The organism is Streptomyces sp. NPDC048269, from assembly GCF_040652395.1.
Taxonomy (GTDB): Bacteria; Actinomycetota; Actinomycetes; order Streptomycetales; family Streptomycetaceae; genus Streptomyces.
In genome coordinates, this window is the sequence record NZ_JBEZLW010000059.1 from 14706 (window position 1) to 36062 (window position 21357).

Below are 21357 nucleotides of genomic sequence, written 5' to 3' on the forward strand. Positions count from 1 at the left end.
CCCGTCAGGTCACGCCCCCGTCAGGTCACGGCCACAGCAGCTCGCGGATCCAGCCGCCCCCCGGGGCCCGCCGGTAGCGCAGCCGTACATGGCGCCGCATCGCGTCGCCCTGGAAGAACTCGACCTCGTCGGCCTCCAGGACGTACGCCGTCCAGGTCGGCGCGGGCGCGTCCGGCTCCGCCGCGGCCCGCTCCCACGCGGCCGCCGAGGCCTCGGCCAGCTCCTGCGCCGAGCCGAGCACCTCGCTCTGCCGCCCGGTCAGTGCGGAGGCCAGCGCCCCGCGCGACCGTACGGCCAGATCCGCGCGGCTCTCCTCGGGACCGCACGGCGTGACCGGGCCGCGGACACGGACCTGCCGGCCCACGGCCGGCCAGTAGAACCCGAGCGCGGCCGCCGGCTGCCCGGCCAGCTGCCGGCCCTTGGCGCTGGTGGCGTGCGAGGCGAAGTGCCAGCCGCGCTCGTCGGCGTCGTGCAGCATGAGCGTCCGCACGTCGGGCCGCCCCTCGGCGTCCACGGTGGCCAGGCTCATGGTGTGCGGCTCCGGCTGCCCGGCCTTCGCGGCATGCGTGAACCACTCCCGGAACAGCGCCAGTGGCTCCTCGGGCGCGTCGCCCACGTCGAATCCGGGAAGCGGCGAGTCCCACACCCGCAGGGAGTGCAGGACCTCGCGGAACCCGTCACTGCTGATCTCACGGCTCATGCCGCCCATGGAACACCACGAGCCGGGCCGACGGGGCCGACCGTGCGCACCGTGCAGCGGTGACCCTCGCCGAACTCGAATGTGCCACCACCCACCCCCGGGCTGAGGAGTGGCGTCGTTCGCACGCCGGGGAGGGCCCCTCACCCCCGTCCCAGGATCACCGTCCCCGACGAGCAGAACCAGCCGCCCGTGCCCGAGGCCACGGCTACCTCCGGGAGGCGGCGGCCGGGCTTGGTGACCTGGCCGGGGCCTGCCTCGCCGCGGAGTTGGCGGACCGCCTCGACCAGCAGGAACAGACCCCGCATCCCGGGGTGGCAGGCCGAGAGGCCGCCGCCGTCCGTGTTGACCGGGAGTTCCCCCTCGCGCAGCAGGCGGCCCTTCTCCACGAAGGCCCCGCCCTCGCCCTTCGCGCAGAAGCCGAGGTCCTCCAGGGTCACCAGGGTCATGTACGTGAAGGCGTCGTAGATCTCGGCCAGATCCACGTCCGCCGGAGTCAGGCCGGCCCGCTCGAAGGCGATGCGGCCCGAGACCGCCGCCGGGGACACCGTGAAGTCCTCCCACTCCGACATGGTGGTGTGGGACACCGAGGTGCCCGTCCCCAGGATCCAGACCGGGGTCTTCGCCGTATCCGGTACGTAGTCCTCCGCCGCCAGGAGCACCGCGCAGCCGCCGTCCGAGCGGATGCAGCAGTGCAGCTTCGTGAACGGGTCCGCGATCATGTCGCCGGACAGGACCTCGTCCACCGTGATCGGGGTCCGGAACATCGCGTCCGGGTTGGTGGCCGCGTTGGCCCGGGCCTGCACCGCGACCGAGGCGAGCTGCTCCAGCGTCGTCCCGTACTCGTGCATGTGCCGGCGGGCGGCCATCGCGTACTTGGAGATCAGGGTGTGGCCGTACGGGACCTCGAACTGCAGCGGTCCCCGCGCCCCGAAGGAGAGGTCCGAGGTCCGCCGACGCGCCTTGATGTCCGCGCGGGCCGTGGATCCGTAGACCAGCAACACGGCGTTGGCGTGTCCCGCGGCGATCGCGTCCGCCGCGTGGGCGGCCATGACCTCCCAGGTGGAGCCGCCCACCGAGGTGGACTCGACCCAGGTGGGGCGCAGGCCCAGGTACTCGGCCACCTCGACCGGCGCGAGCGTGCCGAGGCCGGCCGAGGCGAAACCGTCGATGACCGAGCGGTCGAGGCCGGAGTCGGCCAGGGCGCGGCGGGCGGCCTGCGCGTGCAGGGCGTAGGGGGTGGGTCCGTCCACCCGCCCGCAGTCCGAGAGCGCGACGCCGACCACCGCGACCCTCCGGCGCGGGCGGGGCGCGGGACCAGGAGTGGGTCCGGATACGGGTGCGGGTGTGAGTCCAGGCATGAAGGGACGGTACATCTGACGTTCCATCAGAAGCTAGCCCGCGATGCGATGCGGCGACCGTTGCGCCCACCCCCTGTGCATCTGACTCGGCTCGCCCTAACATGACGGCCCGTCAGATACGGGGAGGAGCCCGACGATGGATGCCGCCTTCACCGCGGAGCAGGACGAGATGCGCCGTACCCTGCGCGAGATCCTGGGCAAACGCTGCGGCCCGGACGAGGTCAAAGCCGCCGTCCGCACCGCCGCCGGACACGACCGCGAGCTGTGGCAGCAGCTCTCCCGGCGGCTCGGGCTGCCGGGCCTCGCCGTTGCCGAGGAGTACGGCGGCGTCGGCTGCACCCCCGCGGACCTGGCCCTGGCCTGCGAGGAGACCGGCCGGGCGCTGCTGCCCTCGCCGCTGTTCGCCACCGCCGCTCTCTGCGTGCCGCTGATCACCGCGCTCGGCACGGCCGCTCAGCGCTCCGCCCTGCTCCCGCCGCTGGCCGCCGGCGGGCTGACCGCCGCCCTCGCCGTACCCGGCCCGGCGCTGGCCACCGCGCTGGCGCTGACCGGCGACAACACCGTCGCCCCGTGGTCCGGCGGCGGCCGCGCGGGCGGTGTCCAGGCCCGTCCCGACGCGGACGGCGACGGCTGGAGGCTGTACGGGGAGGCGGCCCAGGTGCTCGACGGGCACAGCGCCTCGCTGCTGCTGGTCGCCGCGCACACGGGCGGCTTCGCGCGCAGCCGTACGCTGCTGTTCCTCGTACGGGAGGACGCGCCCGGGCTCGTACGGTCGAGGCAGGCCACCCTGGACGAGACCCGCCCCCAGGCCCGGATCCAACTGAGGGACGCACCGGCCGAGTTGCTGGGGGAGCCAGGTGCTGGATCCGGAGCCCCCGCAGCTGCCGGTGCCGGTGCCGACGTGCTGGGCGCCCTCGCCGCCACCGGCCGTACCGCCTGCGCCGTGCTCGCCGCCGAGGCGGTCGGCGCGGCCGGCCAGGCGCTCGCCCGCACCGTGGAGTACGTACAGCAGCGCGAGCAGTTCGGCCGGGCGATCGGCTCCTTCCAGGCCGTCAAGCACCGTCTCGCCGACCTCTACGTACAGGTGCAGGCGGCCCGCTCGGCCGCCTACTACGCCGCCTGGGACCCGCGGCAGGGCGGCCTCGCCCTCGCCCAGGGCCTGGAGGCCCTGCGCGTGACCGCGGGCGAGGCGATCCAGCTGCACGGCGGCATCGGCTTCACCTGGGAGCACGACGCGCACCTCTACTTCAAGCGGGCGGCGGCCGACGAGCTGCTGTTCGGCCCGGTCCACCGGCTGCGGGCGCACGCCGCCGACCGGGCGGGCCTGTTCGCATCCCCGACCGCACACGTGAAGGTGGCCGTCTGATGGCTCGCGTGGACCGGGCGGCGCCCGGCGTCAAGCTGATGCAGAAGGTCTCCTCGACCAGGCTGTTCGCCAAGATCGCACCGCACTTCATCCCCGCCATGGACAAGGCGGTGCACAAACTGACCGGTGGCAAGGTCATGCTCAGCGCCCAGATGCTGCCGGGCGTGATCCTCACCGCCAAGGGCGCCAAGACCGGCGAGCCGCGCACCACCCCGCTCGCGTGCATGCCGGAGGACGGCGGGACGAGCTGGCTGCTGATCGGCTCCAACTTCGGCCGGCCCGGGCACCCGGCATGGACCGGGAACCTGCTCAAGCACCCGGACGCGTCCGTGAGTTGGAAAGGGCAGGACATCGCCGTACGGGCCCGGATGCTGGCAGGTGAGGAACGCGCGGCGGCGTGGCGGGCGGTGCTGGGGTTCTGGCCGCCGTACGCGACGTACCAGGCGCGCATCGAGCGCGAGATCCGGCTGTTCCGCCTGGAGCGTCGCTGATCACAGGCGTGCGAAGCGGTACCGGGGCGGCGGACCCTGGAAGGGGCCCGCCGCTACTTGGTGGGCTTCTTGCCCGTGATGCCGAGGTGGACGAGCAGCGCCAGGTTCGGCTTGAGCTCGGCCTGCTTGACACCCCAGGTCTGGAAACCCTTCTGGTGCGAGGCGACCGCGGCCAGCATCGCGACCAGCGAACCGGCCATCGCCGCCGGACTGATGTCCTTGTCGACCTTGCCCTTGGACTGGAGCTCCTTCACCGACTCCGTGAGGGAGTTGGTGACCGAGTTCAGGATCTTCATGCGGATCTTGTAGAACCGCTTGTCGCCCTCGGCCGCGCCGAGGTCGACGACCCGCAGGATCGCGTCGTTGCGGCGCCAGAACTCCAGGAAGCCCTCGACGAGTTCCTCGGCGGCGGCCCAGCCGGCCTTGCCGACCCAGTTCCGGCCTTCGACCAGTGCCGTCAATTGGGCACCCTCGGTGGCCATTTCCTCGGCGATCTCCAGGACGGCGCCTTCGACGTCCGGGAAGTACTGGTAGAAGGTCGCGGGCGAGGTGCCGGCCTTGCGTGCGACGTCGATCACCTTGACGTCGCGGTACGGCGAGGAGCTGAGCATCTCGCCGAGGCAGTCGAGCAGCTTCTGCCGCGTCGCCTGACCGCGCCGGCCGGCGACACGCCCGTCGACGGTGCGTACTTGTCCTGTCATGCCGTCAGCTTACCGAGGGGTGATCGGCGCGCTATTCGGCCGCCTGCAAATGGGGTTAGGGGGTCCCCGGCCTGGGCGGAAGCCGGTCCCGCGCAGCCGCGGCGGCGAAATCCGGCCGCGATCCGCCGGCGATCCGCCCCGGTCCGGCCGCGACCCCTCGGCGATCCGCCAGCGGTCCGGCCGCGCCCTGCCCGCGATCCGCCCGCGATCCGCCCGCGCCCCGCCCGCCGTCCGGCCCGAGAGCCGGCCGGAGCCGGGCCCCGACCGGCCCGCGGCCACCGGCCCGGGTGTGTCGCCCCGGTTCCTCGGCGTTTCCCCCGAATAGTCTTATCAACAGGCTGTGGACAAGTTTTCGGGCGGATCATGGCTGGGAGAGGTGGGAGGGTACACACCCCCGCACAACGGAAGGAACCGGGCTCATGGCCGCATTCGCGGAAGGCGCACCCTGCTGGGTGGACGCCTCGCTCCCGGACGTCGAGGCGGGCAAGCGTTTCTACGGTGAGCTCTTCGGGTGGACGTTCTCCGAGAGCGCGGGCGCCGAATACGGCCACTACACGCAGGCCTACAGCCGAGGCCGCAACGTCGCCGCCCTCGCCCCCAAGCCCGACGGCCGGATGCCCACCGTATGGGGGATCTACCTCTACACCACCGACGCCTACGCCTGCGCCCAGCGGATCCGCGCCGCCGGCGGCCAGATGGTGATGGACCCGATGCCCGTCGGCCCGTACGGGACCGCGGCGATGGCCGCCGACCCCGGCGGGGCCGTCTTCGGGCTGTGGCAGCCCGGCACCCACCACGGCTTCGAGGCCCAGCAGGAGCCGTACACGTACTGCTGGACCGAGGTCTACACGCGCGCCCGGGACGCCGTGGACGTCTTCTACGCCAAGGTCTTCGGCTACGTCCCGCAGGACCAGGACGACGCGGGCGTGGAGTACCGCGTCTGGTCCCCGCCCGGCAGCGCGCCCGGCACCGACACCGCCGTCATGGGCCGCAGCCTGATCACCGACGCCTTCCCGGAGATCATGCCGGCCCACTTCCTCGCGTACTTCGCCGTCCCGGACTGCGACCAGTCCGTCGCCATGGTGCAGCGGCTCGGCGGCCGGGTCACCGCCGACCCCTTCGACACCCCCTACGGGAGGATCGCGGTCGTCGCCGACAATCAGGGGGCGGTCTTCGGGCTGTTGTCGGAACCCCGCACCAAGCCGACGGGCCAGGCGTGAGCCGCGCCTGAGCCGCGCCCGACCCGGGCGTGACCTAGACGACAGGGCCCGGCGTCCGCGGTGCCGGGGCCGGACCGGGCGCGGGCCTGACAGAATCGGGGTTGCGCGACCCGGGCGGCGTCCGGGGGTGAGACGCTGCACGGGGAACGACCAGGGCCCCGTACCGGTGCGCGCGCTGGAGGAAGCGGGCCCGGTGAGGGCCCGTACGGGGAGGTGTGGAGGCGAGTGGTGGAGCAGCTGACGCAGCACGACCCGAGACGGATCGGCCCCTTCGAGGTGCTGGGACGGCTCGGCGCCGGCGGCATGGGGCTGGTCTATCTCGCGCGGTCCGCGTCCGGACGGCGGGTCGCGATCAAGACGGTGCGCACCGAGCTCGCCGAGGACCAGCTGTTCCGGGTCCGCTTCACCCGCGAGGTGGAGGCGGCCCGCGCCGTGTCCGGCTTCTACACCGCGGCCGTGGTCGACGCCGACCCCCGCGCAGCCGTGCCGTGGCTGGCCACCGCGTACGTCCCGGCGCCCTCCCTGGAGGAGATCGTCAACGAGTGCGGGCCCATGCCGGCCCAGGCCGTACGGTGGCTCGCGGCCGGCATCGCCGAGGCCCTGCAGTCCATCCACGGCGCCGGCCTGGTCCACCGAGACCTGAAGCCGTCCAACGTCCTCGTCGTCGAGGACGGGCCGCGCGTGATCGACTTCGGCATCGCGAGCGGGGTCTCCAACACCCGCCTGACCATGACGAACGTCGCCGTCGGCACCCCCGCGTACATGTCGCCCGAGCAGGCGAAGGACTCCCGCAGCGTCAAGGGCGCCAGCGACGTCTTCTCGCTCGGCTCGACGCTGGTCTTCGCCGCGACCGGGCATCCGCCGTACCACGGGGCGAACCCGGTGGAGACGGTCTTCATGCTGCTGCGCGAGGGCCCCAACCTGGAGGGGCTGCCCGAGGAGCTGCGGCCGCTGATCGAGTCCTGCATGCAGATGGACGCCACCTTGCGGCCGACTCCGGCCGACCTCCAGGCGCAGCTCGCCCCGCACCTCTTCGACGGCGGTGACGACAGCGGGACCGCCTCGGCGTGGCTGCCCGGGCGGGCCGTCGCGATGATCGAGGCCCGGCGGGCGGGCAACCGTACGCCCGCCGCCGCCGTGGTGCCCGCACCCGGCGCCGGCCGGGACGGTGGGGGCGGCGGCGTCGCATCCCGTGGGCCCGGCTCCGCGGCCGCCACGCACCGTCGCCAGCGCGGCGCCGAGGCGTGGGTGGACCCGCGCACCGGCCAGGCCGTTCCGCAGCGGCCGCACCATCCGCCGATGTCCCCGGTGCCCTCGGGCGAGCCCGTCCGGCTGGGCGGCTCCCCGGTGCCGATCGGCCCCGGGCCGCGGGCGACGGCCGCGGCGCCCGCCGCGCACGCCGCGCACGCCTCCGTGGACTCGGCGACCGGCTGGGTCCGCCCGCCGGGCGGCGCGGCGGCCGTGACCCCCGCCGGCTCCGCCCCGGCGTCCGTACCGGCTCCCGCCCCGGCTCCGGACAGCGGCCGCTGGCGCCCGTGGCGCTTCCGCATGTCCAACGAGGTCTGGGGCACCCCGACCGTCGCCGGGGACCTCCTCTACGTCACCTCCTTCGAGGTTCACGCCCTGGACGTGGCGAGCGGCCGCCGCCAGTTCAAGACCCGCGACGTCGCCTGGTCCATGGCCGTCGCCGACGGCCGTATCCACGCCTCCGACGGCCCCTCCCTCTACGCGCTCGACGCCTCCGACGGCTCCGAGCGGTGGCGCCTGTCCTCCGACGCCTGGGTGTACGCCCTGCGCGCGGAGCGCGGCACGGTCGTCACCGCCACCCGCGGAGGCGGCGTACAGGGCTGGGAGGCGTCCAACGGCCAGAAGCTGTGGGAGCTGAACGGCGCGCAGACCGACTTCGAGACCCCGGAGGCGGCCCCCGTCCTGCACGACGGCACGGTCTACGTGTGGGCGGACGCGCGGCTGCGCGCGCTCGACGCGCGCAGCGGCCATGAGTCCTGGTCGTACCCGGTCGGCGACGCGGCTTCCTGCGGGAACGTCCCCGTACGGGTCACCCCCGCGCCGGACGGCAACGTCTACGTCGCGGCCGGCACCCGGGTGCTGTCCGTGGACCGGTCCTCGGGCCGGGTCCGCTGGCACTTCGAGGCGCCCGCGGTCTTCCTCGCGCCGCCGGCCTTCGCGCCGGGCGCCGCCGTCACGGGCGGCGGCGTCTACCTCGCCGACTACCTGGGCACCGTCTACGCGCTGGACGCGGCCACCGGGCAGGACCGCTGGCGGATCGCGACCGAGGGCCGCACGTCCGCGGACCCGGTGCTGGTGGCGAACGGCAACGTCCACCTGGGCGCGGGCAGTGCGCTGTACACGCTCGACGCGGTCACCGGCACCCCGAAGTGGCGGTTCGCGGCGGGCGGCGAGATCACCGGCCTGCCGGCGGTCGCCGACGGGCGGGTGCACTTCGGCTCGGCCGACCACTGCCTGTACACCCTCGACGCGGCGGGCGGTCAGCTGCGCTGGAAGCTGGCCACGGGCGGTGAGATCACGGGCGCCCCCGTCGCCGAGGCGGGCGTGGTCTACGCGTGCAGCAAGGACCGCTGCGTGTACGCGCTGGACGCGGCCAAGGGCACGGGCACGCGGACGAGCGGCTGAGCTGTCGGGGCGGGGCTGCGGCCCCGCCGGGTAGCGCACCGGACGGGGAGTGACAGGATGGACCCCATGAGCAACGTCTACTTCGACATCACCATCAACGGCGAGGCCGCCGGACGCATCGTCTTCAACCTGTTCGACGACGTCGTCCCGAAGACCGCGCAGAACTTCCGCGAGCTGGCCACCGGCGTGCACGGCTTCGGCTACGCGGGCTCGCCGTTCCACCGTGTCATCCCGGAGTTCATGCTCCAGGGCGGCGACTTCACCAACCAGAACGGCACCGGCGGCAAGAGCATCTACGGCGAGAAGTTCGCCGACGAGAACTTCGAGCTGAAGCACACCCGTCCGTTCCTGCTGTCGATGGCGAACGCCGGCCGCAACACCAACGGCTCGCAGTTCTTCATCACGACCATCCCGACCCCGTGGCTCGACGGCAAGCACGTCGTCTTCGGCGAGGTCGTCGAGGGCTCGGACCTCGTCAAGAAGATCGAGTCCCTGGGCTCGCAGTCCGGCGCCACCCGCGCCAAGATCGAGATCGCGGCCTCGGGCGTCGTCGACGCCGCCTGATCCCCACCTCGCCGGTACGGCCGGTCGGCCCCGCCCCCTCCCCGGGGGCCGGGGCCGCCGCCGTTTCGGCGTGCGGCCTGTCCCGAGTCCGTGGGACGGCCGTCGTACCAGGCACGGAAGGGGCTCAGACGGCGGCCGCCGCTTCGATGGGACCCGTCGGCTTCGGAGGCCGGGGTCTCGATCCCGACGCTACGCCCGGCGCCTGGTCCGCGCACGTGGACCGGGGACGGAGTCCTTCAGGATCGCGCCGTCGCCGTCGCCGTCGCCGTCGCCGCCCCCGCTCCCCCCGCCGCCGCCTCGGCCTTGGTCTTGGTCTTGGTCTTGGTCCTGGTCTTGAGGGCGCCGAGCAGCTGCCGGTCCCGGAGGACCTGGACCTCGGGCGTGACGACCCCGTCGCTGTCGGTCCGATTCGGTTCAGTCTCGCAACTACACCGTTCGGTCCAGTTGGGTGCCCGGGTAGGGCCTGGTAGCGTGACGCGCCGTTCGTCCAACGGGAGGGGCTCGGGCCATGGCGACTGGACGTCGGATCAGATTCACCGCGGTGCTCGTCGGCGTCGTACTCGCGCTGACCGGGTTCTCGTCGCACGGCGGGAGCAGCAGCAGCGGGAGCAGCGGGAGCAGCGGCAAGAGCAAGAGCAGCGGCGGAGGCGGCTGCTCCAGCTCCAAGACGAAGAAGAAGTCCCACGGCGGCAGCGGCAGTTCCAGCAGCCCGACGCCCTCGCCCAGCAACACCGCCCCGCCCGCGCACGCCGAGATCGTCAGCTGCGCCGGCGCCGGGAAGCAGGAAGCCACCCTCAAGGTGACCTCCGACCTGAACACCGAGCGCGCGGTGGAGGTGCCGGTGGTGTTCGAGGGCGCGAGCGGCGCCACGGTCGACCGGAACACCATCCGGCTCACACTCAAGGCGAACGAGACCCGCATCGTCACCATCTCGATGACGCAGGCGGACAAGGCGGCCGAGGTCAAGAACTGCCGGCTCGGCCGGATCACCCGCTCCTAGACGCAGTCGTCACAGCCCCGCCCGGCAGGCGCTGCTGCGACGACAGGGCCAGTCGGCTCAGCACCGCCCAGCCCAGCCCGGCTGAGCCCGGCCCGGCCCGGCCCGGCCCTCACCGCACCCGCGGCTCCGGAGTGTGCCGCCGGCAGGCGAACAGGTCCGCCTGCCGCTCCGGCGCCAGGTTCCCCAGCGCGATCAGTGCCGGAGCCTGCGCCAGCGCCTGCTGCAGCGCGGCCTGCTTCGCCGACCACAGGGCCCGTACGGTGCCCTGCACGGCCTCCGTCGGGAAGCCGGCCAGCGACTGCGCCGCGCGCAGCGCCGCCGGGAGCAACTCCTCGGGTTCGGTCAGCTCCGAGACCAGGCCGATGTCGTACGCCCGCCGCGCGGAGAGCCGTTCCGCCGTGCCCATCAGAGACATCCGCGCGGCCTCCCCGAAGGGCATCCGCTGCGCCATGTACACGGCCTCGTAGGCGCTGACCATCCCGTACGCGGTGTGCGGGTCGAAGTACGTCGCGGACGTGGACGAGACGATGAACTCCGCCTCGCCCAGCAGGTAGAAGGCCCCGCCGCACGCCATGCCGTTCACGGCGGCGATCACCGGCTTCCACAGGTCGCCCGCCTTCGGGCCGATGGAGAGCAGCGGATCGTCGACCGAGTACGGCGAGCCGGGCTGGGGGACGTCCACGCCGCGGTCGATGCCCGTGCAGAAGGCCGCCGTTCCGGCGCCCGTCAGGACCACCGCCCGTACGTCCTGCGCGAAGCGGAACTCCCGCCATGTTTCGCCCAGTTCGGCGGCGGTCTCCAGGTCGATGGCGTTGTGCCTGCGCTCCCGGTCCAGGGTGACGACCGCGACCCCGGTCGCCTTGTCCCGCTCCACCCGCAGCGTCATGACCGCTCCAGTACCCACCGCGGCACGGCCATCCCGCCCGTCTCGGTGAAGACCACCTGCACCCGCGCGCCGATGCGCAGCCGGGCCGGGTCCACCGAGTTCAGCGGGGCGTCGGCCGAGGCCACCAGGTTTCCGGCCAGCCGGATGTGGGGGGCGTCGGCCAGCTCCACGAGGATCACGTTGTACGGGGCCTGCGCGGCGTACGCGGGCAGCAGCGGCGGGTGCGGCCGGACGTAGGACCAGATCCGGCCGCGGCCGCTCATCAGGCGCCACTCCGAGTCGAAGGACCGGCAGTGCGGGCAGCAGGGGCGCGGCGGGAAGCGGAGTCTGCCGCAGGCGGCGCAGGCCTGGATGCGGAGTTCGCCCCGGGCGGCGTACTCCCAGAAGGGGGCGCCGTCCTCGTCGGGGACCGGGAGCAGGAGATCGTCGGTGGCGATTGCGGTCATCGGTCGGCTCCTCGGGTCAGGCTCGAAGCAGGATGGCGGAGGTCGGGACGCCCTCGCCCGCCGTCACCAGGCAGGTGGCGGCGTCGGGCACCTGGGCGGTGGAGACGCCGCGCAGCTGCTTGACGCCCTCGTTGATCAGGTTGAAGCCGTGCACGTAGGCCTCCGAGAGGCCCCCTCCGCCCGTGTTGATCGGGAGCCGGCCACCCCTCTCCAGCGCCCCGCCCTCGGTGAAGGCGGCGCCCTCGCCGCGCCCGCAGAAGCCGTAGCCCTCCAGCGAGAGCGGGATCAGCGGGGTGAAGGCGTCGTAGATCTGCGCGACGTCCACGTCCTGGGGCCCGAAGTCGGCCTGCTTCCACAGGTGCCGGGCGGCGGTCCAGGCGGGTCCGGACAGCGGGTCGTCGTTCCAGTAGTTGACCATGCCGTGGTGCTGTGCCGGCAGGCCCTGGGCGACGGAGTGCACGTAGACGGGCTTCTGGCGGCAGTCGCGGGCCCGCTCGGCGGAGACGATCACGCAGGCCAGGGCCCCGTCGGTCTCCAGGCAGTTGTCGAAGAGGCAGAGCGGGTCGCTGATCATGCGGGAGCTCATGTACATCTCGCGGGTCAGCGGGCGCTCGTACATCATCGCGGCCGGGTTCTCGTTGGCCCGGTTGCGGCAGGCCATCGCCACGTTGAAGAGGTGGTCGCGGGTGGCGCCGTACTCGTGCATGTAGCGGCGGGCCAGCATGCCGATCTCGTCGGCGGGGCGCAGCAGTCCGAAGGGGCGGGTCCACTGGCCGGGGGTGGGCAGCTGGACGGCGGTGTTCTTCCAGGGGCGGGGGCCCGAGCCGCGCTTGCGGGAGCGCCAGGCGACGCCGACGGTGGCCTGGCCGGTGGCGACGGCGGAGGCGAGGTGGCCGACGGTCGCGCAGGAACCGCCCCCGCCGTAGCCGACCTTGGAGAAGAAGGTGACGTCGCCGGCGCCGATGGCCTTGGCGACCTCGACCTCGTCGGTCTCCTCCATGGTGTAGGAGGCGAAGGCGTCCACCTCGGACGGTTCGATGCCCGCGTCGGCGAGGGCCTCGAGGATGGCCCGGCAGGCCAATTCCTTTTCGGACTGCGGCAGATGTCTGGCAAAGGCGGTCTGGCCGATGCCGACTATCGCCGTAGCGTCCTTGAGCGTTGCCGCCATCGCCACCTCCGGGGTGCACCAGTACTGACAGCCGCGAAGGCTACAGCTAATCTGACGGATAGTCAGCTACTGGGTACCGGGGAGGGCGGACGATGGACGAGGACGCACACGGGGACGCACGCGGGAACGCATGCGAGGACCGGCGCGACGACTCCCCTGGGGACCTGCGCCTGGACCCTTCTGGAGACCTGCGCGCGGCTCCCTCCGGAGACCTGTGCGAGGACCCCCGTGGGGACCTGCGCTGGGGCAGCATCGCGGGACTGGTCCGGGCGGCAGCGGAACGGTACGCCGACCGCGAGGCCGTCGTCGACGGCCGCGTCCGGATCAGTTACGCGCAGCTCGGTGAGCGGGTCGAGCGCGCCGCGGCCGCCTGCGTCGCCGCCGGGGTCGAGCCGGGCGACCGGGTCGCCGTCTGGGCCCCCAACACCCTGGAGTGGATCGTCTCCGCGCTCGGCGCGGTCTCCGCGGGCGCGGTCCTCGTCCCCCTCAACACCCGGTTCAAGGGCACGGAAGCCGCGTACGTCCTGCAGCGCAGCCGGGCCAGACTGCTCTTCGTCACCGGCACCTTCCTCGGCACCTCGTACGTCGCCTCCCTGCGCCGGGCCGCGGCCGAGGGCCCCGGCACGGGACCGCTGCCCGGGCTGCCGCACCTGGAGCACGTCGTCGTCCTCGCCGAGGACGCCCCCGAGTCCTTCCGCACCTGGAAGGACTTCCTCGCCGGCGGGGATCCCGTACCGGCCGAGGCGGTCCGCGAGCGGGCCGAAACGATTCGGCCCCACGACCCCTCCGACATCATCTTCACCTCCGGCACCACCGGCAGCCCCAAGGGCGCCGTCATCACCCACGCCCAGTCCCTGCGCTGCTACGCCGTCTGGAGCGAACTCGCCGGACTGCGCGAGGGCGACCGCTACTTGATCGTGAACCCCTTCTTCCACACGTTCGGTTACAAGGCAGGGATCATCGCCTGCCTGATGCGCGGCGCCACGATGGTTCCCCAGCCCGTCTTCAACGTGGACACCGTCCTCGCCAACATCGCCGCCGAGCGGATCTCCGTACTCCCCGGCCCGCCCACCCTCCACCAGTCCCTCCTCGACCACCCCCAGCGCGACCGTCACGACCTCTCCGCCCTGCGCCTGGTCGTCACCGGCGCGGCCGTCGTCCCGCTCAGGCTCGTCGAACGGCTCCGCGGCGAGCTGCACATCGCCACCGTCCTCACCGCTTACGGGCTCTCCGAGGCCAGCGGCATCGTCACCATGTGCCGCCGCGGCGACCCGGCCGAGGTCATCGCCGCCACCTCGGGGCGGCCCATCCCCGGCACGGAGATACGCATCGCCGGACCCGACGGCAGCGCCCGGCCCGACGGTACGGCGGGCGAGGTGTGGGTCCGCGGCCACCACGTCATGCGGGGCTACTTCGAGGACCCGGCCGAGACGGCGGCGGCCGTCACCCCTGAGGGCTGGCTGCGCACAGGCGACGTCGGAGTCCTCGACACGGACGGCAACCTGCGCATCACCGACCGGATCAAGGACATGTTCATCGTCGGCGGGTTCAACGCCTACCCCGCCGAGATCGAGCAGCTCATCGGCCTCCACCCGGACATCGCGGACGTGGCCGTGGTCGGCGTCCCGGACCCGCGGCTCGGCGAGGTCGGCAAGGCGTACGCGGTCCGCCGACCCGGCTCCACCCTCACCGCCGACGACCTGATCGCCTGGTCCCGGCGGGAGATGGCCAACTACAAGGTGCCGCGCGCGGTGGAGTTCGTCACCGAACTGCCGCGCAACGCGAGCGGCAAGGTCCTCAAGCGCGAGCTGCGGTCGCGCTGACGCCGCGCCGGGCCAGGACCAGGCGCCAGCGGGGCGCGCCCTGGGGGGTGCGTCCGAAGTGGTCCAGCGGCACGGTCTCCACGGTGAAGCCGGCTGCCCGCAGGTCGGCGCGGACCCCGCTCAGCGGGAAGGTCCGGTAGTACATGACGAAGGGCGGCCGCCACACCGCGTTGCGCACTCGCATCACCGCGTCGAACCCGGCCACCGCCCACCACAGCGGTGAAGTCGGCGGGATCGGGGCGCCGATCGGGAAGGCGAAGACCCCGCCCTCGCGCAGCGCGGAGTGGACCGCGGAGAAGAGGGCGGGCCGCTCGGCCGGGAGGAAGTGGCCGAAGGCCCCGAAGCTCACGGCCAGGTCGTAGGAGTCCCCGAGCGCGGGCGGCAGGGCCCGCGCATCGGCCCGTACGAAGTCCACGCGTTCATCCGCGTACGTCCGCGCGGCCTCGGCCAGCATGCCCGCGCTCAGGTCCACCCCGGTGACGCGGTCCCGGCACAGCCGCCGCAGCATCCCGATCGCGGCTCCCGTGCCGCAGCACAGGTCAAGCCCGGCGCCGAAGGAGCCCTCGTGATGGGCGAGGGTCTCCTCGACGGCGTCGAGCATCCGGTCCGGGGTGCGGAACGGCGTGTGGTCGAACTTCGGCGCCAGCAGGTCGTAGCCCCGCTCGACGGAAGAGAGGCCCTGCACGGCGAGTTCGCGGACACTCGGCCCGTGGGTGGTGAACACACACCCAGCGTAGGGGCACGCGGGCAGCCGGACACACGCGTGCGGCGGCCGCGGTGGCTCCCCCTCCGGGCCACCGCGGCCGCCGTTCATCGGTTGTGCTCCCCCCGTGACCCCCGTGGTCCCCCGATCCACGGCGATCTCCCCGCGGGACGGCCCCCCGTATCCCCCGTGGGACCGTCCCCGTATCCCCCGCGGGGCGTCTTACGGGCGCGGACCGGAAGCGTGGTTGTCCAGCGTCACGATGTCCTCGCCCGAGGCGTGGTTGTCGAGCGGCTTGATCTCGATGCCGGAGGCGTGGTTGTCCATCGGCTTGACGTCGACGCCCGGTGCAGGGCTCTCCAGCGGCTTGATCTCGACGCCCGAGGCGTGGTTGTCCATCGGCTTGAGGTCGCCATCGGTCGGCAGGATGTTCTCGTTCGTCGTCATCGAATCTCCTGATGGATGGGTCGGGCCCGTTCGGCGATTCCCCCGAGGATCGCCGAACGGGTAGTCCTCCGACCGACCCGGATGCCCCCCGACGCGCCGGGTCGATGCACTAATACTGTCGTGGGGCGATAAACGAACGATGAACGCCTCATTCATCGCATGCCGCCCGGCTCCGCCGCAGGTCAGCGCCCGGCGGACCGCGCAAGGCGGAAGCCCACGTCGTCCACCCGGAACGTCGGGTGGCTGCGGCGCCGTGCCGAGGCCCGGCAGCTCCAGTGCTCGTCGAACCAGCCGCCGCCGCGCAGCACCCGGTAGGTGCCGTAGACCTCGGGGTCGTAGACGTCCCAGCACCAGTCCCACACGTTGCCGAGCATGTCGTGGAAGCCCCACGCGTTGGGCAGCTTGCCGCCCACCTCGTGCAGGCGCTCCTGAGAGTTGCCCCGGTACCAGGCGATCTCGTCGAGCGGCCCGTAGTGCGGTCCGGTGGTACCGGCCCGGCAGGCGTGCTGCCACTCGGCTTCGGTCGGCAGCCGGTACCCGTCGGCGGACGCGTCCCACTCGACGCCCTCGCCCGCTACGTCGAGCCGGTAGGCCGGCGCGAACCCGTCCCGCAGGGACAGGGCATTGCAGAACCGGACCGCCTCCCACCAGGAAACGCCCTCGACGGGCAGCCGGCCGCCCCGCGCGGTGCCCGGCCACTGCCCCGTGACCTGCGCGTACAACGCCTGGGTGACCGGGAACGCCGCCAGCCGGTACGGCAGGACCTCGACCGTCCAGCTGCGCTGTGTCCGCCGGTCGGACAGTGTCACCCGTCCCGGCGGGACGGCGATCATCTCGTTCACGCCTTCACTCGTTCCTCGTTCCTCGTGCCCGCAGCCGTGGCGTGCCCGTGCCCGTACCCATGGCTCAGGCCGCGATCTCCGAGGCCAGCAGGGCCTGCACCTCGGCCAGTTCCGCCGATCCCAGCTGCGTGAACACCGCCTCCGCGTCCCGCCAGCACGCCCGCGCCCGGTCCGTCTGCCCCAGCTGCCGCAGCGCCTTGCCCAGCACCGTCAGCACGGTCGCCCGCCGCCACTCGCCGCCGATCCCGCGCAGCGCGATGGCCTGCTCGGCGTGCGAGGCGGCCAACGTCGGGCGGCGCGCGGCCAGATGGGCCTCGGCGAGCCGGAAGTGGGTCACGCCCTCCCACAGCGGCTGGCGGTTGTCGTGGAACAGCGACAGCGCCTCGGCGAGCTGCGCCAGCGCCTCGCCGAGCCGGCCCGCCTGGGTGAGGGCGATGCCGAGCGCGTAGCGGCCGTTCGCCAGGCGCAGGGTCAGCCCCATCCGGTCGTAGATGGCGATGCCCTGCTCGGCGAGGTCTATCGCGCTGACGAGGCGGCCCAGCTCCACGTGGATGCGGGAGAGGTTGCACAGCGCGCTGGCCTCGCCGACGTTGTTGCCGTCGGCGCGGAAGTTCTCGATGGCCTCCAGCAGGTACCGCTCGCCGTCCGCGTGCCGGCCCTGGTAGAGGGCGATGATCCCGCGGTCGTTGGGCGCCCAGCAGCTGGGCAGCGGGTCTGCGGCCTCGCGGGCGAGCGCCGTGGCCTGGCGGGCCTCGTCGTCGGCCTCGGTGAAACGGCCGGTGAAGAGGTGGACCATGGTGAGGGTGGTACGGGCCCGCCCCTCGGAGCGCGGGTCCCCCGCGGCGCGGGCGGCGTCGCGCAGGGCCATGGCGGCCGACTCGTACTGCTTGGAGTTGGCCCCCGACTCGGCGAGGTCCTTGGCCGCCCACAGCAGGTCCACGGCCCGGCGCAGGACCTCGGTCTCGTCGGTGCGCGCGGCGGCCTGCCGTACGCACGCCAGCAGTGGGTCGGCCTCGGCGTACAGCCAGTCCAGGGCGGCGCGCGGCTCGCCGAAGACCAGCCCGGGGTAGTTGGTGTCGGACAGGTGCGCGGGGAGGCGGTCACCGGGGCGTTCCAGGGCGTACACCCCGGAGGCGGTGGCCAGGTAGAAGTCCAGGAGCCGGTCCAGGGCGGCGTCGCGGCCGCCCGGCGGCTGCTCGTCGCGGTCGGCGCACGCACGCGCGTAGAGGCGTACGAGGTCGTGGAAGCGGTAGCGGCCGGGGGCGGCGGATTCGAGGAGGGAACAGTCGACCAAGGCTTCCAGGAGGTCCTCGGTGTCGTGCTCCGGCAGGTCCAGTACGGCGGCTGCCGCCGAGAGGGAGATGTCGGGGCCGTCGGCGAGGCCGAGGAGGCGGAAGGCGCGCTTCTGGGCGGGCTCCAGCTGGCCGTAGCCGAGCTCGAAGGTGGCTTTGACGGCGAGGTCGCCGGTCTGGAGCTCGTCGAGGCGGCGGCGCTCGTCGGCCAGCTTGGCGGCGAGTACGGACACGGTCCAGGTGCGGCGGGCCGCCAGGCGGGAGGCGGCGATGCGGATGGCGAGCGGCAGGAAGCCGCAGGCGCCGACGACGTCGAGGGCGGCCTGGCGCTCGGCGCGTACGCGTTCCTCGCCGACGATTCGGGTGAACAGCTGGAGGGCCTCCTCGGGGCTCATCACGTCGAGGTCGACGAGATGGGCCCCGGCGAGGCCCGCCATGCGGACCCGGCTGGTGACCAGGGCGGCGCAGCCGGCGGTTCCCGGAAGCAGCGGGCGGACCTGGGCGGCGTCGCGGGCGTTGTCGAGCAGGACCAGGACCCGGCGGCCGTCGAGGGTGGAGCGGTAGAGCGCGGCCCGGTCGGCGGGGGAGTCGGGGATGGCGGTGTCGGGGGTGCCCAGGGCGCGCAGGAACGAGCCGAGGACGGCTTCCGGTTCGGCGGGGCGGGCCTCGGTGCCCTGGAGGTCGACGTAGAGCTGGCCGTCCGGGAAGTGCGGGCGGGCGGCGTGCGCGACGTGCACGGCGAGGGTGGTCTTGCCGACGCCGCCGATGCCGGCGAGCGCGGAGACGGCCATGACCTGGCCCTCGGCGCCGCCGGAGAGGATGGCGCCGAGTTCGTCGACGAAGCTGGTGCGGCCGGTGAAGTCGGGCACGGTGGCGGGCAACTGGGCCGGCCGCACGTGGGCGGCGGCAGCCGCCGGGGCCGGGTCCTCGGCGCGGGCGAGGTCCGCGTCGGCGTTGAGGATGCGCTGCTGGAGGGCGGACAGTTCGGGGCGCGGGTCGACGCCCAGCTCGTCGGCGAGGAGCCGGCGGGTGTCGGCGTAGACGGCGAGGGCCTCGGCCTGCCGGCCACTGCGGTAGAGGGCGAGCATGAGCAGCTCGCGCAGGCGCTCGCGCAGCGGGTGGGCGGCGGTGAGCGCGGTGAGCTCGGAGACGGCCTCGGCGTGGTGGCCGACCTCCAGGTCGAGGTCGAGTCGGGTCTCCAGCAGTTGCAGGTGCCACTCGGCGAGCCGGGTGCGCTCGTTGGCGGCCGCGGGGCCGGGGACTCCGGCGAGGGGTTCGCCGTCCCACAGGTCCAGGGCGCGGGCCAGCAGCGTACGGGCGAGGGCGCGGTCACCGGCTTCACGGGCCGTCTCGGCGTCGGCGACGAGGCTGCGGGCGACACCGAGGTCGAGGGTGGCGGTGGAGCGCAGCCGGATGGCGTACCCGCCGGACTCGCTGACGAGCAGCCCGGGGTCGAGGACCTTGCGCAGGCGGGAGGCGTACGTCCGGATGGTGGCGAGGGCCTGCTGCGGCGGGTCCTCGCCCCAGATGGCGTCGATGAGTTCGGGCGCGGTGGCGGTGCGGCCGTCGCGCAGCAGGAGCGTGGCGAGCAGGGCGCGCTGCTGGGGAGTGCCGGAGGGCAGGGCCTCGGCGCCGCGCCAGGCGCGGATGGGGCCGAGGACGGCGAAGCGGGACCCGGTGGAAGGGCCGGCCGGCTCCGCGAAGGCGGCCGGATGCGCGGCGGTGCCGTCCGGGGGTGTGGTGGCCGGTTTCGCGAGGGCGGCCGGGCCCGCGGGGGCGCCCGCGGAGGCCGCTTTCCTGCGGGTGGGCCGGGATGCCTCGGGGTGGTTCCGCGGGTTCCTCGGGCGCGGGATGGCCGGTACGCCGTCCATCTGTCGTCCCCCTGCCTTCCGTCGGTGTAATGGTCAGTCTGCCCTGTCTCGCACGTACACGTCAGCCCGTCCCGGGCCGATCGGCTCCCAACTAGCTGACGGTTCGTCAGATGAGCGCTACCGTATGGGTCATGGAGACCTTCCCGAAGATCATCTCGGTGGACGACCACACGGTTGAGCCCCCCCACGTCTGGCGGGACCGGCTCCCGTCCAAGTACAAGGACACCGGCCCTCGGGTCGTCCGTGCCCCCTTGAAGGAAATGACCTTCCTCGGCGGCAAGTTCGCCCCGGTCATGGGGGCCAAGGGCGACGACGGCCCGATCGGCGACTGGTGGGTGTACGAGGACCTGCACCGGCCGCTCACCCGCCTCGACACGGCTGTCGGATACGACCGCGACGAGATCAAACTGGAAGTCATCACCTACGAGCAGATGCGCCCGGGGTCGTTCTCGGTTCCCGACCGCCTCGCGGACATGGACGTCAACCACGTCCAGTCGGCGCTCTGCTTCCCGACCTTCCCGCGCTTCTGCGGCCAGACCTTCACCGAGGCCGCCGACCGTGAGCTGGGGCTGCTGGGAGTGCGGGCCTACAACGACTGGATGGTGGAGGAGTGGTGCGGTCCGGACGCCCGCGGCCGCCTCATCCCCCTGACCCTCATCCCCTTGTGGGACGCGCGCCTCGCCGCCGCCGAGGTCCGCCGCAACGCGGCGCGCGGCGTCCGGGCCGTCGCCTTCTCGGAGATACCCCCGCACCTGGGCCTCCCGTCCATCCACACGGACGACTGGGACCCCTTCCTCCAGGCGTGCGACGAGACCGGCACGGTCATCGCCATGCACATCGGCTCCTCGTCCCGCATGCCGTCCACCTCGGCGGACGCCCCGCCGGCGGTCGGCTCCACCATCACCTTCGCCAACTGCTGCTTCTCGATGGTCGACTGGCTGATGAGCGGCAAGTTCGAACGCTTCCCCAACCTGAAGATCATGTACGCGGAGGGCCAGATCGGCTGGATCCCGTACATCCTGGAGCGCGCGAACGTGGTCTGGGAGGAGAACCGCGGCTGGGGCGGGGTGGCCGACAAGGTCCACCGCCCGCCGTCGGAACTCTTCGCGGAGCACGTCTTCGGCTGCTTCTTCGACGACGCCTTCGGCCTGAAGAACCTGGACTCGATCGGCGTCGCCAACGTCCTCTACGAGACGGACTACCCCCACTCGGATTCCACCTGGCCGAAGTCCCGCGAGGTCGGCGAGTCCCAGATGGGCCACCTGCCCCCGGACGTGATCGACCGCATCGTCCGCGGCAACGCGATCGACCTGCTGGGGCTGACGCGGGAGGGGCTGTGGGCGGGGCGTAGGAGCGGGAGCGGGAGCGGGAGCGGGGAGTAGGGAGTGGGGAGTGGGGGTGCCGACGGGGGCTGGGTGGGTGGGGCGGGGCTTCGGGGCGGGAGCCGGGAGGCCGATCCGGTTGCCCGTCCGGGGCTCCGGGAGTCGGGCTTCGGCTGGCGGATCAGGGACGTTCTCCGGGGCTTCGGGCCGCGGGAGCCACTCCCTCGGCGTCGGGGGAGTGGGGCGGTGGCTTCGGAGGGCGGGACTGCGGCGAGGCGGTGGCAGGGACGTGGGGCGGTGGCTTCGGGGGGCGGGAGCCACTTGCTCGGCGTCGGGGAAGGGGGGCGGGCTTCGGAGGGGCGGGTGCCACTCACTCAGCATCAGGGGAGGTGCTGGCGGTTCGCCGGCGGCAGGACCCCAGCGGAGCGGCATCAGAGGGGGTGGCGGGGGCTTCGGGTTGTCGGGAGCCGCTTACTCCGGATCAGGGTGGGGCTGGGGGTTTCCC

Annotated in this window: 18 protein-coding genes; 8 read left to right on the forward strand and 10 right to left on the reverse strand. The window is 73.3% G+C overall.

Annotation, left to right across the window (positions count from 1 at the left end; genetic code table 11):
- Positions 1–25: 25 nt before the first annotated feature.
- Together AB0D48_RS33835 and AB0D48_RS33840 are read right to left on the reverse strand one after the other, a co-directional pair.
- Complete coding sequence (locus AB0D48_RS33835; RefSeq protein WP_362405914.1) at positions 26–700, reverse strand: pyridoxal 5'-phosphate synthase; 675 nt, start codon at positions 698–700, stop codon at positions 26–28.
- Positions 701–840: 140 nt separating this feature from the next.
- Positions 841–2058, reverse strand: a complete 1218-nt coding sequence (locus tag AB0D48_RS33840) for an acetyl-CoA acetyltransferase (RefSeq protein ID WP_362405917.1) — start codon at positions 2056–2058, stop codon at positions 841–843.
- A gap of 136 nt (positions 2059–2194) precedes the next feature.
- On the opposite strand from AB0D48_RS33840, the gene AB0D48_RS33845 reads away from it, so the two are divergent.
- Together AB0D48_RS33845 and AB0D48_RS33850 are read left to right on the forward strand one after the other, a co-directional pair.
- Entirely contained in the window at positions 2195–3424 is a 1230-nt protein-coding gene (locus AB0D48_RS33845) for an acyl-CoA dehydrogenase family protein (protein ID WP_362405920.1), read from the forward strand.
- Positions 3424–3915 (forward strand): nitroreductase family deazaflavin-dependent oxidoreductase, encoded by a 492-nt coding sequence (locus tag AB0D48_RS33850; protein WP_362405923.1) that lies wholly within the window; start codon positions 3424–3426, stop codon positions 3913–3915. The genes AB0D48_RS33845 and AB0D48_RS33850 overlap by 1 nt, the downstream gene beginning before the upstream one ends.
- Before the next feature lie 53 nt (positions 3916–3968).
- Here AB0D48_RS33850 and AB0D48_RS33855 read toward each other — a convergent pair whose 3' ends face one another.
- Positions 3969–4616, reverse strand: coding sequence for a TetR family transcriptional regulator (locus tag AB0D48_RS33855; RefSeq protein ID WP_362405926.1), 648 nt, complete (start codon positions 4614–4616; stop codon positions 3969–3971).
- Positions 4617–5035: 419 nt separating this feature from the next.
- On the opposite strand from AB0D48_RS33855, the gene AB0D48_RS33860 reads away from it, so the two are divergent.
- The 4 genes from AB0D48_RS33860 to AB0D48_RS33875 all read left to right on the forward strand — a co-directional run bounded on the left by AB0D48_RS33860 (position 5036) and on the right by AB0D48_RS33875 (position 10052).
- Entirely contained in the window at positions 5036–5836 is an 801-nt protein-coding gene (locus AB0D48_RS33860) for a VOC family protein (RefSeq protein WP_362405929.1), read from the forward strand.
- A 228-nt stretch (positions 5837–6064) separates the two neighbouring features.
- Entirely contained in the window at positions 6065–8488 is a 2424-nt protein-coding gene (locus tag AB0D48_RS33865; protein WP_362405932.1) for a PQQ-binding-like beta-propeller repeat protein, read from the forward strand.
- A 66-nt stretch (positions 8489–8554) separates the two neighbouring features.
- Positions 8555–9052, forward strand: a complete 498-nt coding sequence (locus tag AB0D48_RS33870) for a peptidylprolyl isomerase (RefSeq protein WP_362405935.1) — start codon at positions 8555–8557, stop codon at positions 9050–9052.
- Positions 9053–9560: 508 nt separating this feature from the next.
- Entirely contained in the window at positions 9561–10052 is a 492-nt protein-coding gene (locus tag AB0D48_RS33875) for a hypothetical protein (protein WP_362405938.1), read from the forward strand.
- 109 nt (positions 10053–10161) lie between these two features.
- On the opposite strand, the gene AB0D48_RS33880 is transcribed toward AB0D48_RS33875, so the two are convergent.
- The 3 genes from AB0D48_RS33880 to AB0D48_RS33890 are packed head-to-tail and all read right to left on the reverse strand — an operon-like array spanning position 10162 to position 12552.
- A complete protein-coding gene (locus AB0D48_RS33880; protein ID WP_362405941.1) occupies positions 10162–10938 on the reverse strand; it encodes an enoyl-CoA hydratase/isomerase family protein in 777 nt (258 codons plus the stop codon).
- Positions 10935–11384, reverse strand: a complete 450-nt coding sequence (locus AB0D48_RS33885) for an OB-fold domain-containing protein (RefSeq protein ID WP_362405944.1) — start codon at positions 11382–11384, stop codon at positions 10935–10937. Before AB0D48_RS33885 ends, AB0D48_RS33880 begins: the two co-directional genes overlap by 4 nt.
- A gap of 16 nt (positions 11385–11400) precedes the next feature.
- On the reverse strand, positions 11401–12552 hold the full coding sequence (locus AB0D48_RS33890; protein WP_362405947.1) for a lipid-transfer protein: 1152 nt from the start codon (positions 12550–12552) through the stop codon (positions 11401–11403).
- Between the two features lie 92 nt (positions 12553–12644).
- Here AB0D48_RS33890 and AB0D48_RS33895 point away from each other — a divergent pair, with 92 nt between their 5' ends.
- Positions 12645–14375 carry a FadD3 family acyl-CoA ligase gene (locus AB0D48_RS33895; protein ID WP_362405950.1) on the forward strand — a complete coding sequence of 577 codons (1731 nt, stop codon included), beginning with the start codon at positions 12645–12647 and terminating at the stop codon, positions 14373–14375.
- Here AB0D48_RS33895 and AB0D48_RS33900 read toward each other — a convergent pair.
- The 4 genes from AB0D48_RS33900 to AB0D48_RS33915 form a co-directional block, all read right to left on the reverse strand.
- Complete coding sequence (locus tag AB0D48_RS33900; RefSeq protein WP_362405953.1) at positions 14350–15099, reverse strand: class I SAM-dependent methyltransferase; 750 nt, start codon at positions 15097–15099, stop codon at positions 14350–14352. The genes AB0D48_RS33895 and AB0D48_RS33900 overlap by 26 nt on opposite strands.
- Positions 15100–15300: 201 nt before the next feature.
- Positions 15301–15525, reverse strand: a complete 225-nt coding sequence (locus tag AB0D48_RS33905; protein ID WP_362405956.1) for a hypothetical protein — start codon at positions 15523–15525, stop codon at positions 15301–15303.
- Positions 15526–15707: 182 nt separating this feature from the next.
- Positions 15708–16358 carry a formylglycine-generating enzyme family protein gene (locus tag AB0D48_RS33910; protein WP_362405965.1) on the reverse strand — a complete coding sequence of 217 codons (651 nt, stop codon included), beginning with the start codon at positions 16356–16358 and terminating at the stop codon, positions 15708–15710.
- Between the two features lie 73 nt (positions 16359–16431).
- Positions 16432–19530, reverse strand: coding sequence for a BTAD domain-containing putative transcriptional regulator (locus AB0D48_RS33915; protein WP_362405959.1), 3099 nt, complete (start codon positions 19528–19530; stop codon positions 16432–16434).
- A gap of 131 nt (positions 19531–19661) precedes the next feature.
- Here AB0D48_RS33915 and AB0D48_RS33920 point away from each other — a divergent pair, with 131 nt between their 5' ends.
- Positions 19662–20912 carry an amidohydrolase family protein gene (locus AB0D48_RS33920; protein WP_362405968.1) on the forward strand — a complete coding sequence of 417 codons (1251 nt, stop codon included), beginning with the start codon at positions 19662–19664 and terminating at the stop codon, positions 20910–20912.
- Positions 20913–21357: the final 445 nt, after the last annotated feature.